The 14,963-nt window shown below is 43.8% G+C and carries 15 protein-coding genes and 1 tRNA gene; 7 read left to right on the forward strand and 9 right to left on the reverse strand.

Annotation, left to right across the window (positions count from 1 at the left end; genetic code table 11):
* Window positions 1–4: 4 nt before the first annotated feature.
* A complete protein-coding gene (locus L7D49_RS04030) occupies window positions 5–190 on the forward strand; it encodes an SE1832 family protein (protein WP_238079534.1) in 186 nt (61 codons plus the stop codon).
* A 48-nt stretch (window positions 191–238) separates the two neighbouring features.
* Here the strand turns inward: L7D49_RS04030 and L7D49_RS04035 are convergent, their stop codons facing one another.
* The 3 genes from L7D49_RS04035 to L7D49_RS04045 form a co-directional block, all read right to left on the reverse strand.
* Complete coding sequence (locus tag L7D49_RS04035; protein WP_238079676.1) at window positions 239–1,642, reverse strand: phospholipase D family protein; 1,404 nt, start codon at window positions 1,640–1,642, stop codon at window positions 239–241.
* A gap of 184 nt (window positions 1,643–1,826) precedes the next feature.
* Window positions 1,827–2,372: an RNA polymerase sigma factor gene (locus L7D49_RS04040; protein ID WP_238079535.1), complete on the reverse strand. Its 546-nt coding sequence runs from the start codon at window positions 2,370–2,372 to the stop codon at window positions 1,827–1,829.
* Window positions 2,373–2,668: 296 nt separating this feature from the next.
* On the reverse strand, window positions 2,669–3,922 hold the full coding sequence (locus tag L7D49_RS04045; protein ID WP_238079536.1) for a hemolysin family protein: 1,254 nt from the start codon (window positions 3,920–3,922) through the stop codon (window positions 2,669–2,671).
* A 162-nt stretch (window positions 3,923–4,084) separates the two neighbouring features.
* Here L7D49_RS04045 and L7D49_RS04050 point away from each other — a divergent pair, with 162 nt between their 5' ends.
* The gene (locus L7D49_RS04050; protein WP_238079537.1) at window positions 4,085–5,485 is read left to right on the forward strand and encodes a dipeptidase; all 1,401 of its coding nucleotides are present in this window, start codon (window positions 4,085–4,087) and stop codon (window positions 5,483–5,485) included.
* Window positions 5,486–5,622: 137 nt separating this feature from the next.
* On the forward strand, window positions 5,623–5,769 hold the full coding sequence (locus L7D49_RS04055; protein WP_238079538.1) for a hypothetical protein: 147 nt from the start codon (window positions 5,623–5,625) through the stop codon (window positions 5,767–5,769).
* Between the two features lie 664 nt (window positions 5,770–6,433).
* Here L7D49_RS04055 and L7D49_RS04060 read toward each other — a convergent pair.
* Complete coding sequence (locus tag L7D49_RS04060; RefSeq protein ID WP_238079539.1) at window positions 6,434–7,012, reverse strand: nitroreductase family protein; 579 nt, start codon at window positions 7,010–7,012, stop codon at window positions 6,434–6,436.
* Between the two features lie 169 nt (window positions 7,013–7,181).
* Between L7D49_RS04060 and L7D49_RS04065 the strand changes: the two genes are divergently transcribed.
* The gene (locus L7D49_RS04065) at window positions 7,182–8,018 is read left to right on the forward strand and encodes a DegV family protein (protein ID WP_238079540.1); all 837 of its coding nucleotides are present in this window, start codon (window positions 7,182–7,184) and stop codon (window positions 8,016–8,018) included.
* Window positions 8,019–8,062: 44 nt separating this feature from the next.
* Here L7D49_RS04065 and L7D49_RS04070 read toward each other — a convergent pair whose 3' ends face one another.
* From L7D49_RS04070 to L7D49_RS04080, 3 genes are all read right to left on the reverse strand, one after another.
* Complete coding sequence (locus L7D49_RS04070) at window positions 8,063–8,548, reverse strand: amidase domain-containing protein (RefSeq protein WP_238079541.1); 486 nt, start codon at window positions 8,546–8,548, stop codon at window positions 8,063–8,065.
* A 112-nt stretch (window positions 8,549–8,660) separates the two neighbouring features.
* Complete coding sequence (locus L7D49_RS04075) at window positions 8,661–8,903, reverse strand: hypothetical protein (protein ID WP_238079542.1); 243 nt, start codon at window positions 8,901–8,903, stop codon at window positions 8,661–8,663.
* A gap of 103 nt (window positions 8,904–9,006) precedes the next feature.
* The gene (locus L7D49_RS04080) at window positions 9,007–9,759 is read right to left on the reverse strand and encodes a polysaccharide deacetylase family protein (RefSeq protein WP_238079543.1); all 753 of its coding nucleotides are present in this window, start codon (window positions 9,757–9,759) and stop codon (window positions 9,007–9,009) included.
* A gap of 347 nt (window positions 9,760–10,106) precedes the next feature.
* Here L7D49_RS04080 and L7D49_RS04085 point away from each other — a divergent pair, with 347 nt between their 5' ends.
* Entirely contained in the window at window positions 10,107–10,478 is a 372-nt protein-coding gene (locus tag L7D49_RS04085; RefSeq protein WP_238079544.1) for a hypothetical protein, read from the forward strand.
* A 357-nt stretch (window positions 10,479–10,835) separates the two neighbouring features.
* On the opposite strand, the gene L7D49_RS04090 is transcribed toward L7D49_RS04085, so the two are convergent.
* Together L7D49_RS04090 and L7D49_RS04095 are read right to left on the reverse strand one after the other, a co-directional pair.
* A complete protein-coding gene (locus L7D49_RS04090) occupies window positions 10,836–12,776 on the reverse strand; it encodes a M28 family metallopeptidase (protein ID WP_238079545.1) in 1,941 nt (646 codons plus the stop codon).
* A gap of 425 nt (window positions 12,777–13,201) precedes the next feature.
* Window positions 13,202–13,274, reverse strand: a tRNA-Ala gene (locus L7D49_RS04095).
* 67 nt (window positions 13,275–13,341) lie between these two features.
* Between L7D49_RS04095 and L7D49_RS04100 the strand changes: the two genes are divergently transcribed.
* Both L7D49_RS04100 and L7D49_RS04105 read left to right on the forward strand, forming a co-directional pair.
* Entirely contained in the window at window positions 13,342–14,361 is a 1,020-nt protein-coding gene (locus L7D49_RS04100) for a DUF2804 domain-containing protein (RefSeq protein WP_238079546.1), read from the forward strand.
* Window positions 14,362–14,468: 107 nt separating this feature from the next.
* A complete protein-coding gene (locus tag L7D49_RS04105) occupies window positions 14,469–14,939 on the forward strand; it encodes a YusW family protein (RefSeq protein ID WP_238079547.1) in 471 nt (156 codons plus the stop codon).
* Window positions 14,940–14,963: the final 24 nt, after the last annotated feature.

Consider the following 14,963-nt stretch of genomic DNA (forward strand, 5'->3'; position numbering starts at 1 on the left):
CCGAATGGACAAACGACAACTCGAAGCAGCCATCGCCGAACTAAAAATGGACTACATCAGCCTTCAAGGTGATATCGAAAAACTGGAATCAACCGGCCACGCCGACTCCGTGCACAAAGCAGAACAACGCCTCGCTACGATGGAAACCCGATTAGCCGAATTGAACAAGCAGTTGGAAAGTATTTCATAATCAAGAAAACCGTCACGGGACGGTTTTCTTTTTTTAATGGGAGAACTCTTAGTACGTCGTCAACTTCAACAGTTCCTGCAATCGATAAATGCCCCGCTGATAGAACGTGAATTCGTTTTGATATTCTTCAAAATCGAGAGTATATAGGGCATCTTCATTGCTCCACAGCCGGTCGAAATACGCATTCATCTCACGGACAAGCGGACTGTCATTCGGTGCGATGACCCGCAAATTCCCCTCCAGGTTATAATTATTCAGCGTGCGCCCCGTTAGATTGGCGGAACCGTTCGTAATATACGTTTCCTGCTTCGTTTCCACAACGACTAACTTAGTATGATATTGGCCTATCACTGTGTTGTACCAACGGACTTGGATCTTCTCATCTGTTTCATCCATCATCTTCTGCATCACAGGCCGATTGGGCAATCCCGATTTTTCATTGCCGAATGAGTTTTCGTTCGGGTCCAGAATCATCTGCACTTCCACGCCGCGATCGACTGCATCCTCAATAGCCTCGACAACTTCCGGCATAGCAACGAAGAACATTCCCATCCGTATTCGGTCTCCTTTTTTCGCGCGGCCGATATCTTGAAGCAATGCATCGAGTATCTTTCTTTCCGTTACATACTGTACTGCATATTGGCCATCCTTTGATTCGCGAACTTCCGCCCTTGGCAATGAACCGCCATTTGTATACCGCACGACAGCTTCTTCCGATTCGAGGATGTCATTGATCACCGCGCCGCTCACTTTCAATGCGACATTACCGTGGAAACCACTTGCATCATGCGGATTCCCTGACGTCACAAGAGCCGCTTTATCCGTCACCATTGTCTTTCGATGATTCGCTTTGACGTTTAATAATTTCATATAGGAAGCAAGCGTCATCTTCGGTGCCTCGCTCGCCATCGCGTTCGGGATCCATCCCTTTTTCTCCACATGGATCCAGCGGAAAATTGTCCGGTAGAGCCCAGAATAAATCGGCGTGGAATCCCGCAGTTGATCCAAATCAGAATAGACGACCTCAATCCCCGCCTCTTCGAGCTTCGTAAACCATTTGGAAGCGTAGGAACCGTATCCCGTGTTGAGAGGATCCGTAATGAACACAATATCCATATTAGGATTCTCCTGCTTTTTCTGAATCAATTTCGCCGTTAAGGTTTCCGCGATTTTAGGGAACTCCACTTTTTCATCCGAATAATGATCCATCAGAAAGAAATCCAACACAATAAAGGACTCAGCCTCATCGATCATGTTGTACACTTCATCAAAGATAGACAGCTCATGCACCATGCCATCGCCCTTCTTGTTTTGGGCATACGTCAGATCGGTGAACATTTCTACATCATCCGTCCGGTGCAGATCCCCTTCATACGGAATCCCTTTCGGCAGCGGCTTATAGGTGTGCCAGGCGATCACCGCCACATATAACATGACAAACAGTAATATCATAACGAACAAGGACCGTTTCCCCTTGTTCCTTTTCTTCCAACTTTTCATCTGATCATCCCCGTCCCAACTCACGAACTATTACTATCAAGTTCCCGTTAGCAGGCGCTTGCAAACTAGCATAATCTCCCGAGGAAAATAAAAAACGAGCGCAGACCAAATAGCCAGGTCTGCACTCGTTTTATTCTTATGCCAAGACGTACTCACGTGCCGCGGAGTCGTCCATCATTAATTCTTTCAAATATTTCTTCGCCCGGAACAGACGGGATTTCACCGTACCAATTGACACCTTCATCATTTCCGCAATCTCAATTAACGAATACTGATGCACATAGAAATACTCGATTGTTTTTCGGTAAATGGCATCCAGCTCACCAATTTTCGATTGCACGATCTTCTGAATATCAGATTGCTCCACCACTTCCACAGGAGTCATGCTGTCGCTTGGAACCAAATCCAAAATCGGAACGTCCAATGTATCAGGCTGGTTCATTACATGTTTACTGCGACGCACATCTTTCCGGTAACGATCCCGGAATGTGTTCATGCAAATCGTCGTAAGCCATGCTTTCATGCGATCGACACTGTCCATCTTGCCGCTGTAACGAACGACTTTCAGCCAGACATCCTGCATTAAGTCTTCCGCTTCTTCTTTATTGCGTGTCAGTTTCAAGCATAAGTGATATATGTATTTTCCATATTGATCGTGTAGTTCAGCTAAGTCGATTTTCATTGATAACGCCCTCCGTGTTGTATCTCTTGGAACCATTATCAAATATTTTCGTCTTACAAACTATCGCTTTCCCTTTCAACACACTTACAAATGTGTAAGGCGGCGTGACAGAACTGTGACAGCCTATATAAACCGGCATTCCTGCACAATCGAGTAGAGAAACCTTTCTCAAAGCCCCCTCATCAAACCGCACCTGCCCGATTACCCGAGCAACATCTTCTATCCTTTAGCATATTATCTTGTACAGTTTTATTGCAAACGACTCGACTGCCCGTCGCACAAAAAAGCCCGGACACTTACTCGTCCGGACTCATATCATGCTCTTCCTGTCGTTTCGTTATTTTCATCTTCACGATACGGCTTCGATCCATTTCTTCAATTTCAAAAAATAGATTCTCATATGTAAATCTCTCGCCAGGCTCTGGTACATGACCGAGTTCCTGCATAACGAAGCCGCCAATGGTTTCATGATCCGTCGGCAACCCGACATGAAGCAGCTCCATAACCTCGACAATTTCAAGCCGGCCGTGGCAAATCAGCTGGTGATGGTCTGATTCATAGACAAGAACTTCCTCGTCAATGTCTGTTTCATCTTCAATGTCCTGCCCGATCATTTCCTCAATAATGTCTTCATGCGTCACAATACCGAGCGTGCCGCCATATTCATCCAACACGATGGCTAAATGTTTCTTCTTCGCTAACATCAGTTTAAATACTTTCTCGACACTGGCCGTTTGCACGACAAACAACGGATTGTGGTCGATCAGTTCAGAAAGCTTCTTCTCTGGATGCATGGACCATTCAATGAGTGATTTGGAATAAAAGACCCCAATCACCTTATCAATGCTTTCCTCATAAACAGGATATCTTGTATAGAAGTATTCTAAAATCGTATCCCGCACTTCTTCATACGTCGATTCAATCGGCAGCCCGATTACATCCGTACGATGTGTTTCCAGTACATCGGAAACGTCTTTATCCGGAAAATCCAGAATACCTTTTAAACGCAGTGATTCGTCTTGCTCAAACGTCCCTTCCGTCGATGCAATATCCACCATTGAACGAAGCTCTTCCTTTGTCAATGTCGCCTCTGTAACAGCGCCTTTGGAAATGATGCGGATAAAGATGTTCGTAAACAAAGCAAGCAATGCTGTTAAAGGAGTCAAAAGTTTAACAAGCACAGAAATCGTAGGTGCGACAGCATACGCAATTCGATCCGCGAATGTAGCTGAGATCGTCTTAGGAAGCACTTCCCCAAACACAATGAGGACGACTGTCAAGATCCCGGTCATTAGACCAACATTCAGCCCTTTATCGATCGCGATCATCGTTACGATGGTCGGCATCATAATATTAGCCACATTGTTGCCAATCAGGATGGCCGTGATCATCCGGTCTGGTTTCGATATCAGTTTTTGTAATTTGATTGATTTTTTTTCGCCTTGCTCCGCCCGCAGCTGGACTTTCATCCGGTTCACTGCGGTCAGTGCCGTTTCACTCCCTGATAGGAAAAACGACAAGAATAAAAAGAATCCTAGTGCAATAAACAAAAGCGGTTCCTCCCGAACTTGTTTTCCATGCATCCGTTCTTGTGTTGAATGATACATATCATACCATAAGATCCTCGTTTTCGCTTGCTTGCCTGACTCGCATTTTTCTATTTTCTGTTATACTATTTTTAGATCCGAAATACTTAGAAACGAGGGATACCTTTGACTCATTTAGAATCGCTTGATACGTTTTTTACTGAAAAGCGGAACGACCATTTGGACCAATTGAAGGATTTTCTGCGCATCCCAAGCATCAGCGCGTTGTCCGACCACAAGGCGGACATGCAAAAAGCGGCTGAATGGCTGAAGGATTCATTCGAAAAAGCGGGCTTGGAGAACGTCTCCATCGAACCGACAGACGGCCACCCTGTCGTCTATGGCGACTGGCTGCACGCCGAAGGAAAGCCCACATTATTGATTTATGGCCATTACGATGTCCAGCCGGTCGACCCATTGCATTTATGGGAGAGCGGGCCATTCGAGCCGGAAGTCCGGGACAATAAGCTGTATGCCCGCGGCGCAAGCGATGACAAAGGACAAGTATTCATGCATGTAAAAGCGGTAGAAGCGTTGATGCATGAAAACGGCGGCAAGCTGCCCGTCAATGTGAAGTTCATCATTGAAGGCGAAGAGGAAGTCGGCAGCCCGAACTTAGAGAAATATATTGAAGAGAATAAAGAAAAGCTGGCGGCAGACATCATTGTCATCTCCGATACAGGCATGTACGGACCTGGCAAACCGGCTATCTGCTATGGATTACGCGGACTGGCAGGCGTACAGATCGATGTGCGCGGCGCAAAAAGCGACCTGCATTCAGGCATTTATGGAGGCGGCGTACAAAATCCGATCCATGCCATCTCCGACATCCTAGCGTCCTTCCATGATCAAGAAGGCACCATTGCAGTCGAAGGATTCTACGAAGATGTCCGCCCGCTGGCTGAAGAAGAACGGGAAGCGTATGCGGCACTTAATTTTGACGAAGCAGCGTTGAAAGAAGAAATCGGCGTGTCTGAATTATTCGGTGAAAAAGGCTACTCCTACTTGGAGCGCACTTGGACTCGTCCGACCCTTGAAGTAAACGGCGTCTTCGGCGGTTTCTCCGGCGAAGGCATCAAAACCGTATTGCCATCCGAAGCCGGCGCAAAAATCACATGCCGCCTCGTACCGGATCAAGACCCGGAAGATATCGTCGCCAAACTGAAAGCACATATCGAAAAACATAAACCGGCAGGCGTCACAGTGGAAGTGAGCGAATTTGACAAAGGCAAACCGTTCATCACGCCATTTGACCACCCAGCCATCCAAGCAGCAGGCCGCTCGTACGAAAAAGTGTACAACGTGCCGACTGCCTACACACGCATGGGCGGCTCGATCCCAATCGTAGCCGCATTCGATGAAATCCTCGGATTGCCAGTCGTCCTCATGGGATTCGGCCTTTCGAGCGAAAACTTCCATGCACCAAACGAACACTTCCACCTCGAAAACTTCGACAAAGGCCTTCGCGTCATCGGCGACTACTACTATGAACTCGCTGAACTGCCTGTCGATGAATTAAAGAAATAACCAATACCGGGTTTGGCTCACATGCCGAACCCGGTTTTTCATGTGCCAGTTGGGGCATGGTAGTGTGCATGTGATTCAGTGAAGTTTGAGAGTATTATTTGTCTGTTGTATTTGGCGATGTAATGTGAGGATTTGTCGTGGCGGGACGGTTTTTTGGCGCGGGAGCGACCGGATTTGGCGCGGCAGACCGTTTTTTTGGCGCGGGGCTAGATGAACGCCAATATTTCCCGTTGAACGCCATTAAGTCGAAACGAACGCCAATAACTTCGATTGAACGCCATTAAATCGAAACGAACGCCAATAACTCCTGCTGAACGCCATTAAGTCGAGACGAACGCCAATAACTCTAGCTGAACGCCATTAAATCGAGACGAACGCAATAACTTCGGCTGAACGCCATTAAGTCGAAACGAACGCCAATAACTCCAGATGAACGCCATTAAATCAAAACGAACGCCAATAACTTCGGCTGAACGCCATTAAATCGAAATGAACGCCAATAACTCCCGCTGAACGCCATTAAATCAAAATGAACGCCAATAACTCCGGCTGAACGCCATTAAATCGAAACGAACGCCAATAACTCCGGCTGAACGCCATTAAATTAAGTCAAACGCCAATAACTCCTGCTGAACGCCATTAAGTCGAGACGAACGCCAATAACTCCTGCTGAACGCCATTAAGTCGAGACGAACGCCAATAACTCCAGCTGAACGCCATTAAGTCGAGACGAACGCCCATAACTCCAACTGAACGCCATTAAATCGAAACGAACGCCAATAACTCCTGCTGAACGCCATTAAGTCGAGACGAACGCCAATAACTCCAACTGAACGCCCATAACTCTAGCATAACCTTTCCGCACAACCGAGCGTACTCGTTTCCCCATTCATCCCCCTACTCTTTTCCAAATCAAAAAAGCACCCAGTCACCTGGATGCTCCTTTTGTTACTCTTCTTTTCCGAAGAACGTTACGATATCTTCCAACGGTTTGCGTACGCGGTTTTTCGGAATGTCGTCGAAATAACCGAATTGTAGCATGCTGATGATGCGCTCTTCTGGCTTGACGCCCAGTGCTTCTCTGAATTTCGGATTGTCGATGAAAGGTGGTGTTTTCCAGCATGTGCCGATGCCTTTATCCCATGCGAGCAACATCACGTTTTGAATAAACGTGCTGGCTGCCGCGAAGTCTTCCAGCCTTTCTTTTTGGCGGACATCCTCCGGCACGACGACGAATACGACAGCGCCGGGTGTAGTGAATTTCTTCATCTGTTTTTCCAAGTCTTCCTCGGACAGCTCTTTCCATTTCGGAACACCGTACTCCTTCAACAGTTCCTGCAATTTCACGTGTTCCTGATTTGTCGCCACAATCACTCTCCAAGGATTTCGGTTGCCGTGATTTGGCGCCCAGCGTGCGTCCTCAAGTACCGCCAATATATCATCGACATCGACCGGTTGACCGTTAAAATTTTTGACCGACCGGCGATTGACGATTGCATCTCTGACTGATAGTGCTTGTTCATTCATCTATTGAACTCCCCTTTTTACCATACTAGCGACCATTATACACTATTGCCGCTTTCCGAGGAAAACAACGGACTGTTCCCGCTCTCCAAAACTATTACTATTCAAACAAATTACTTTCGATGATATAATATTCCTACGTTCGTAAATAAACTACAAAAGGATGGCCCCTATGGCGAAAAAACCGTTAGCTTGGATTGTGGACAGCACAGCCTACATTCCGAAAGAATTAAAAGAACACCCGGATTTCTATTGGATTCCGCTTAATATACATTTCGGAGACAAACAATTTGTGGATGGAATTGATTTGTCGCCTTCCGAGCTGTATGAAAATATTAAAGGGGCTGTTGAATTCCCCAAAACGTCCCAGCCGTCAGCTGGTGAATTCGCTGAGCAGTTCAAACAACTGGCAACCGAATATGAGCAAGCGATTGCCGTTCATATTTCCGGAAAATTAAGCGGCACCCTTGCCTCTTCAATGGCAGGAGCTGAAATGGCCAATTTCCCAATCACGTTCATCGACTCTCTGTCCCTCTCGTACGGCATTACCGGCTTGATTCAAAAAGGGATGGCGATGCATGAATTGGGTGCAACTGTGGATGAAATCAAACAGCAGCTCGAATCCATGGCCGGAACGATGAACAATTATATTCTCATCGGACAGTTGGATCAGCTGTATAAAGGCGGCCGGATGAGCGGCGTGCAATTTTTCCTAGGCAGCCTGTTGAAGGTAAAACCGATCATTCAACTATCGGACATCGGAACGCTTGAAGTGTTCGACAAAGTTCGATCTGAAAAGAAAGCGCTTCAATATCTTGTGGATAAAGTATCCGCAAGCCAACCTTCCCATATTCACTTGATGCACGGCAATGTTCCCGATCAAGCGGAGCAGCTGAAGGACATGCTTCGTAAAAGCAACCCTCAGCTTACTGTAGAAATCGGTGATATTAGTTCTACTCTCGCCGTTCATGCAGGAGAAGGCACACTGGCCGTTCTATGGTTTGATTAAAAAATAAAAGAGGGAGCCTCCTAGCTGGAGAGCTCCCATTTCTATTAAGAAAAATGATCGTTCACTTTAAAAAATAAGTATTTTGCATTCGGAGAATATGCATAGGAGTCCTTGTAATCCCATGACCGCTGATAAGCGTCGTACGTATGGGCATTGACGAGCGGCATTTGGCCATCCTTCCCCGTCACAATTGTTGTATGATCATACCGCCCGTCGCCTTGGAAGTCATAACAAATCAGATCACCCAATTCCAATTCTTCAGGCGAACTGACCTGCCTGGTAGTCAGTCCCTTCTTCGATCCGCCTAAAAACCAGCGCATGGAATGGGCAACCGACCAACTGAAACTCCAGGTTCCTCCTTGCATCCACCAGCCTCGTTCACGATTAGGATATCCATACATCGGCGCTCCGCCTGCCAGCAGACATTGAGAAATAAAATTGGTGCAGTCTACGTCAAATGAATGAAAATCAGGATTTCGTCCATTCCACCATTTATTCGCATAGGCGACAGCCGCTTCCCTGTTATACATAAAAACGCCCCCTCAGCCCATCTTATGAACTAAAGAGGCTTGGAATGCGATTTATTCTAGGTAAATAAAAAGAAGCCTGCTGACGGGAGGCTCCTTCTCATTCGTTGTACAATCATCTTTTCTTCAAACGATTTTGCAACATCTTATAGTCAATGAACACCCCGATAAAACCGACCGGGATGCCACCTCCACAAACTGAAAGGAAAAAGAGGAAAACGTTGACCTTCTCCATCACCTGGAATAAGTAGTAGAAGGCCAACATTGTTCCAAAGGCAGCGAAAATCATCGTGAAATAGTACGTTATCGGGGCATTTTCCAAAACCGCTTGGTCCTCACTCGTCATTTTCCGACTCATACGATACCCTCTTTTCTTGGAACAATTATTGTGCCTATTTCATTATTACCCCTTTTTCAATTTTCAATCCTACCAGGTTGGTGTTCGTAAACAGCGGTTACATTCATTTAAGGTTATCAATTTGGCGGTCTTCAATTTGCTCTTTATTTTTTTCATTAATTTTCATCATGTCGGATATGGTTACAAATGTATACCCTTGCTTTTCGAGGGCGGGAAGGATTTTTTCCAACGCTTCCACTGTCTGCCGACGGTTGCCGCCTCCATCGTGGAAAAGTACAACATTACCTTCTTTGGCTCCATTCAAGACAAAGCCGACAATTTTATTCACACCCGGGTTCTTCCAATCCAATGTATCCAAGTGCCAAGACCACATAATCAGTTTGTATCCCTCTTTTGAAACGGCTTGGACAATTTCATCGGTATACTCCCCTTCAACAGGTCGGAATAATTTGGAGGATTGCCCCGTTATCGAATAAATAACTTCATCCGTTTTTTTCAATTCCTGAATTAACTGTGAGACATTCATTCGGCTTTTGTGGGAATACGTATGATTGGCCAGTTCATGCCCCTCCTCATACATTCGCAGCACTACATCGGGATTCTTCTCGGCATTAGCACCTACGATAAAAAACGTCGCTTTCGCTTCATGTTTCTTCAGAAGATCTAAAATTTCGGTTGTATGTTTCCGATGGGGTCCATCATCAAACGTCAATGCAATCACTTTTTCTTCCGTATTAATTTCCCATATTATCTGTCCGGCCTCTTCGTAATGCTTCCTTCCTTTATCCGCAAACGTTCTGCCGTATACTCCGAAAACAATTATGATGATGATCAGCGGCAATACAAATCGTTTCAAGACCCCACTCCCAAACAAAATTTATTTGTTGTTAGTATTCGTCTTTGCGGCGAAACGATGCATGCAACTTGTATTGTTAGACATTTATTCTTTTAACACGGTTTTAGTGAAATCCTTTCATGCCTGTATAAAGAGAACTGTATAATAGAGGGAAATCCAAAATACATTTGTTGATTTAAATAGGATTTATAATAACTAGTCCACATAATTTTAGGTCTAGAACTCTAATATCCGATGAAAAATAAATTTATTTCTCAGACACACGTCTGACCTTATGAGTATTAGAAACAGGGTACACTTAACTGACTTGGCCGATTGATTGCCGTATCCATATAGGAGGAAATACGATGAAGATAAAAAAATACTTATACGACGAAACAATACACGAACTGCAATTATTTCATAATGCAGAGGATCGCAATAGTCTATCAAGAAGAATGAAGAATAGACCTCACTTTTTATTTAGCTTGGAGATGGCTGACGACTTTTTAAAGGCTGACAAGCCGTATACTGTCGTTATGTTCGGTGATGATAATGAAGGATACTCACTGGGCTATATTACTTCAGTATCTGTACATGCAACTGATTCCGGAATAATTGTTGAGTTTGATGAATTTGATATGCAACCTTTCAATTCGCAAACACGGGAGTATCGCAACCTTAAAGGCTTCCTCATGGAGTACGTGCAAGAATTGATAAAGCCTAAAAAGAAGTTTTAGTAACATTATGTTATTAAAACGGAGAATCAAATAAAGCATGACTATGCAGGCAGGTATTTATGGCCTCTTACTCAAAAGGATAACGAACTAACAAGTGAGGTCTATTCCCAATACACGACAACTGAAAGTCAGCCCCAAACCAATGAACATAAAAAAGAACCCTATCAAACGTTAGTTTGACAAGGTTCCTTTTGAGATGGAGCATACCGGCGATGATCTTCACACTGCCAGTAGGGTATCCTTTTTTTCGTACTCTGTTGTAAATGTCTATATATCAAAAATATATCAACGTTTATCGCAACTGCAAATAAATTCTTCATCATGCTTTTTCTTCGATATTATATCGTTTCACATCAATTAGAAGGAGTTTAAAGTTTTTAGAACCAATTCTTGAATCTTGCTATCCTCGATCAAGGCTTTAAAATCTTCTTCCGACAATGATGTGTTTATATGAGTTACTTGGTGGCCATATAACTCAATAACTTCCCCCTCCCCTTTTCTAAAGCTCACCGTGTAAGTATGCCCGTTAGCCTCTTGGTCATATGAAAACTCAAAAATATGGTCGCTGTTTTCGTTGTAACCAAGTGTATATGGCGTACCTTTAATTACCATTTCTTTATATTCAAGCTCCTCAACTTCCATTGGGCTTTCCCTTGTTATATCTACAAGAAGCTTTTGCTTCTCATCAGTAATGCTTGAATAGTTAAACGATATCGATACTAGATCATCCGAACTCAATTCATGCGTATAGACTTTATCTTCTTCCAACTTGGACATATCAATTTCCCGGCCGTATGAGTTAAATACACGAATACTGCTTAACTGATAATCATCGAATAAAGTCTCATACTTAACAGTTGGATAGTACTTTTTGAATTCCTTAAGATCTGTAAATGTAAAATCCGGATTATCTATTAAATAACGATTTTTATCTTTCGGGCTTTGTTTAAATGTATATTCGTTGTGATTCAGTTTCGCCCTTTCAGTTGCCTGGAATTCGAAATCAACTTCCCCTGCTTGATAAGCGCTGTTTTCATTGTCCTCGTATGTGTGCACATATTCTTTGTGATGATTTTTTAGGATAAATTCATGGATACTGTCAGCTATTTTCAATAATGAGGGGACATCTATTTCTTCAATTGTATCCGAAGGAAGATGTAATTTCGGGGTCACATTCTGGCTGGAAATAGTAAATGCGTTAATGTTCTTATACAAGAAGCTGGAGTGATCACTTCTTAACCCGCCACTCAAGTCAGTATTATATTCCACACTACTTTCTTCCAAGACAGATATCATGTCCCCCAACAAATCTTCAGAGATGTCTTCCTGTGAAACAATACTTACTGGTGCTTGATACATAGAATCCAGATTGATGTTGAAAATGCTATTATATTTACTACTCAACTCTTCAACTAAATGAGTACTGCCTTGAAGCCCTGATTCTTCACCGTTAAAGGCAACTATAATAATATCACTATCATATTCTTCACCAGAGCCTGCTAATTTTCTAGCTATTTCAAGTAGCACTGCGACTCCAGAAGCGTTATCAATGGCCCCCCGATAAATGGTATCACCCACTTTGCCTACATGATCAAAATGAGCAGACAGAACGATTGCTTTTGTATTATCTGTACCCGGAATCTTGCCTGCAATGTTATATGCATCTATCGTTTTTTCTTCAACCGATATGTTCACCTTAATTTGTCCGCCTGAAGTCTCTTTTAATCTGTCATAGGTGTGTGTGGAGATTTGAATAAGAGGTTTATCAACAGTGTCAATCGATAACGTTTTCGAAAATACTTCTTCAACAATAAATATTCCTTGAGATTTCTCAAAAGCTTCGTTGAAATTGCTTCTGTCTTTTAATACAACATAACCTTGTCCTATCCCCGGACTTTGAATATCAAACGTAAAAGGCAAAGTTTTTTCATAGCTGCTATAACCGTTTCTCTCTAAATAATCAACACCACGAATTAGATCTGTAACGCCGCCACTTTCGGAAATAATTTGCATTTGATAGTTAGCTTTTTCGGGATCATGAAATGTATGAGGATACTTCAGTAATAGTCCCTCAGTATCCGAACTAATAGGCTCCAACCCTATTTCCTGGAATTTTTCTTCAATGAATGATAAAGCCAGGTCATTTCCTTTTGTCCCAGTTAGACGACCATCCATTTCATCAGATGTTAGTATCTTTATTGTTTCTTCTAATTCTGCATAGTCAACTTCTTCGCTGCATCCTGTTAAAAAAATTGTCATTAAAATTGCACCGATTAAAACCTTGCGTAAATGTATCATTTTTACCCCCGAAAAATAGTTTAAATTTTGTTAAAATTATCCACGTGACTTTATTCGCCAAGAAAGGTGGAAGTCCTCCCAAATCCAAAGTAAAAAGCACTCCGAGAGTGCTTATAACAAACTAAAATTCTTATATCTATATGGAATCACGTGTTTTTATATTCGAATGTCCTAATTTCTCTTGAACCACTTTCATATTGATGCCCCTGACTGATTAGTAGGGATGCTGATGAATGACGCAGATCATTAAATATTCATGGCCACATTACACAAAAGGATAATGAACTTGCGAGTGATGTATTTTCTCGAAACTTTATCAAAAAGGCACACTCTGGGTACACGACTGCCGAAAACCACCTCAAATCCACATGAACACAAAAAAAGAAACCCCGTCAAACGTTAGTTTGACAAGGTTCCTTTAATTATGGAGCATACCGGGTTCGAACCGGTGACCTTCACACTGCCAGCGTGACACTCTCCCAGCTGAGCTAATGCCCCGTATATCTGATACAATAAGAGTATACCAAACGATTTTGAAAAAGACAACAGATTGGGGGAGATCTCCTTGCAGCATGCTGAGAGGGAAATTACGGAGCCTGTGCTTCTTTGTGATAAGAAAGGCCAGTTGAATCCGGGTGCTATCGGGTATGCGCGCCGGCCGATCATTCAGAGTAATCTGAAGGGTCATTTCATGCGAAAGAAGAAATGGAACTATTGGTGTGTGTTCGGGGAGGATCTTCTGTTTTCTGCGACCATCAGCCATTTGGATTATGCGGCGGTCTGCTTTGTGTATATGCTGGACTATGAGACACAGCGGTTTTATGAGAAGCAGATTACGCTACCGATCGGGCGGAAGATCAAAATGCCGGAAGATGTGCTGGGCAATGTGAAGTTTATGAATGAACGGATGTCCGTCCAGTTGGTGCATTTGCAGGGAGAGACCCATCTTTCCGTCACTATTCCTGATTTCGATAGTGAAGTACTGCATGCCGACTTGCATATTAAGCATCCCGCGCAGGATGAGTCCTTGAATGTAGTCATTCCGCGGAGCCGGGATGTTTTCCAATTCACCGCGAAGCATCATTCCTTGCCGACTGCCGGCTTCGTTAAAATCGGTTCAAAGCGTTATGATTTTAATCCCGATTATAGCTTTGCCGTGCTGGATTACGGACGCGGCATCTGGCCAAGGGAAGCGCAGTGGAATTGGGCGATGGCCTCTCAACGTGCGGGCGGGCGCCGGATCGGGCTCAACTTTGGTGGTAAATGGACAGACGGGACCGGCATGACGGAGAATGCCGTTTTCATTGACGGGAAGATGATGAAAATCCATGAAGATGTCCTTTTTTCATATAATCCATCCAATTACATGGAACCGTGGAAGATCAAAACCCGATTTTCCGATAAAGTCAGCGTGACGTTCACCCCCTTCTTTGAACGGACCGCTACAACGAATGTCCAATTGGTTCAAACCGAAGTGCATCAGACCGTCGGCTATTTCAACGGGCGCATTAAGCTGGATGACGGCTCCTTTTTGTTAATTAGACAAATGCTTGGCTGTTCGGAGGATCATATTGCGAAGTGGTAACGAACCGGCGCTTGCCGGTTTTTTTTATTGCAAAAGTCCTCGTTTAATTTCCACAAAAGAAGGAAAACTACTAGTAGCAGATATTATGAAGGGATGGTTATGCGCGGATGAAAAAACTCCTACTGTTCGGTACCTTGTTAGTAGCCTTTGTTCTCGTGCTGGGCGCATGTGGAAATAAAAAAGACGACACGAAAGGCACGGACCCGAGTAAAGATAGCGTGCAAAATATTGATGACCAGGACGGCGGGACGATGAATACCGGCAATGCCTATGGATTCGATCATTTTGAATTGGAAATCGAAGTCGATGGAAAAGAAGCCATTCAGGATCAATATACAATGGAGAAGGAACTGACCGCCATTTACGTAAATAAACTCACAGGTGTCGAATTGAAGGATGCCAAAGCGATGACTGAACTGGATAAGTTTTTCAAGGAGATTAATCTTACAAAAGACACGTCCAAAAAGCGCGCGACAGACGATATTCTCAAATGGTATGGCCTAGACAGCTTCAGTAAATTCTATTTAAAGGTGCATTTTGATGATGGCAATGAATTAAATATTGAAGAAGTGAAGTAAACACCAAAATCCCGAAGATGCGAC

The sequence above is a fragment of the Sporosarcina cyprini genome (assembly GCF_022048975.1).
Taxonomy (GTDB): domain Bacteria; phylum Bacillota; class Bacilli; order Bacillales_A; family Planococcaceae; genus Sporosarcina; species Sporosarcina cyprini.

Excerpts from the sequence above, each read along its gene's own strand:
- L7D49_RS04065 (WP_238079540.1), top strand. The coding sequence starts at position 7,182 with ATGGCGAAAAAACCGTTAGCTTGGATTGTGGACAGCACAGCCTACATT.
- L7D49_RS04060 (WP_238079539.1), bottom strand. The coding sequence starts at position 7,012 with ATGAATGAACAAGCACTATCAGTCAGAGATGCAATCGTCAATCGCCGG.
- L7D49_RS04035 (WP_238079676.1), bottom strand. The coding sequence starts at position 1,642 with ATGATATTACTGTTTGTCATGTTATATGTGGCGGTGATCGCCTGGCAC.
- L7D49_RS04030 (WP_238079534.1), top strand. The coding sequence starts at position 5 with ATGGACAAACGACAACTCGAAGCAGCCATCGCCGAACTAAAAATGGAC.
- L7D49_RS04085 (WP_238079544.1), top strand. The coding sequence starts at position 10,107 with ATGAAGATAAAAAAATACTTATACGACGAAACAATACACGAACTGCAA.
- L7D49_RS04040 (WP_238079535.1), bottom strand. The coding sequence starts at position 2,372 with ATGAAAATCGACTTAGCTGAACTACACGATCAATATGGAAAATACATA.
- L7D49_RS04105 (WP_238079547.1), top strand. The coding sequence starts at position 14,469 with ATGAAAAAACTCCTACTGTTCGGTACCTTGTTAGTAGCCTTTGTTCTC.
- L7D49_RS04070 (WP_238079541.1), bottom strand. The coding sequence starts at position 8,548 with ATGTATAACAGGGAAGCGGCTGTCGCCTATGCGAATAAATGGTGGAAT.
- L7D49_RS04090 (WP_238079545.1), bottom strand. The coding sequence starts at position 12,776 with ATGATACATTTACGCAAGGTTTTAATCGGTGCAATTTTAATGACAATT.
- L7D49_RS04075 (WP_238079542.1), bottom strand. The coding sequence starts at position 8,903 with ATGAGTCGGAAAATGACGAGTGAGGACCAAGCGGTTTTGGAAAATGCC.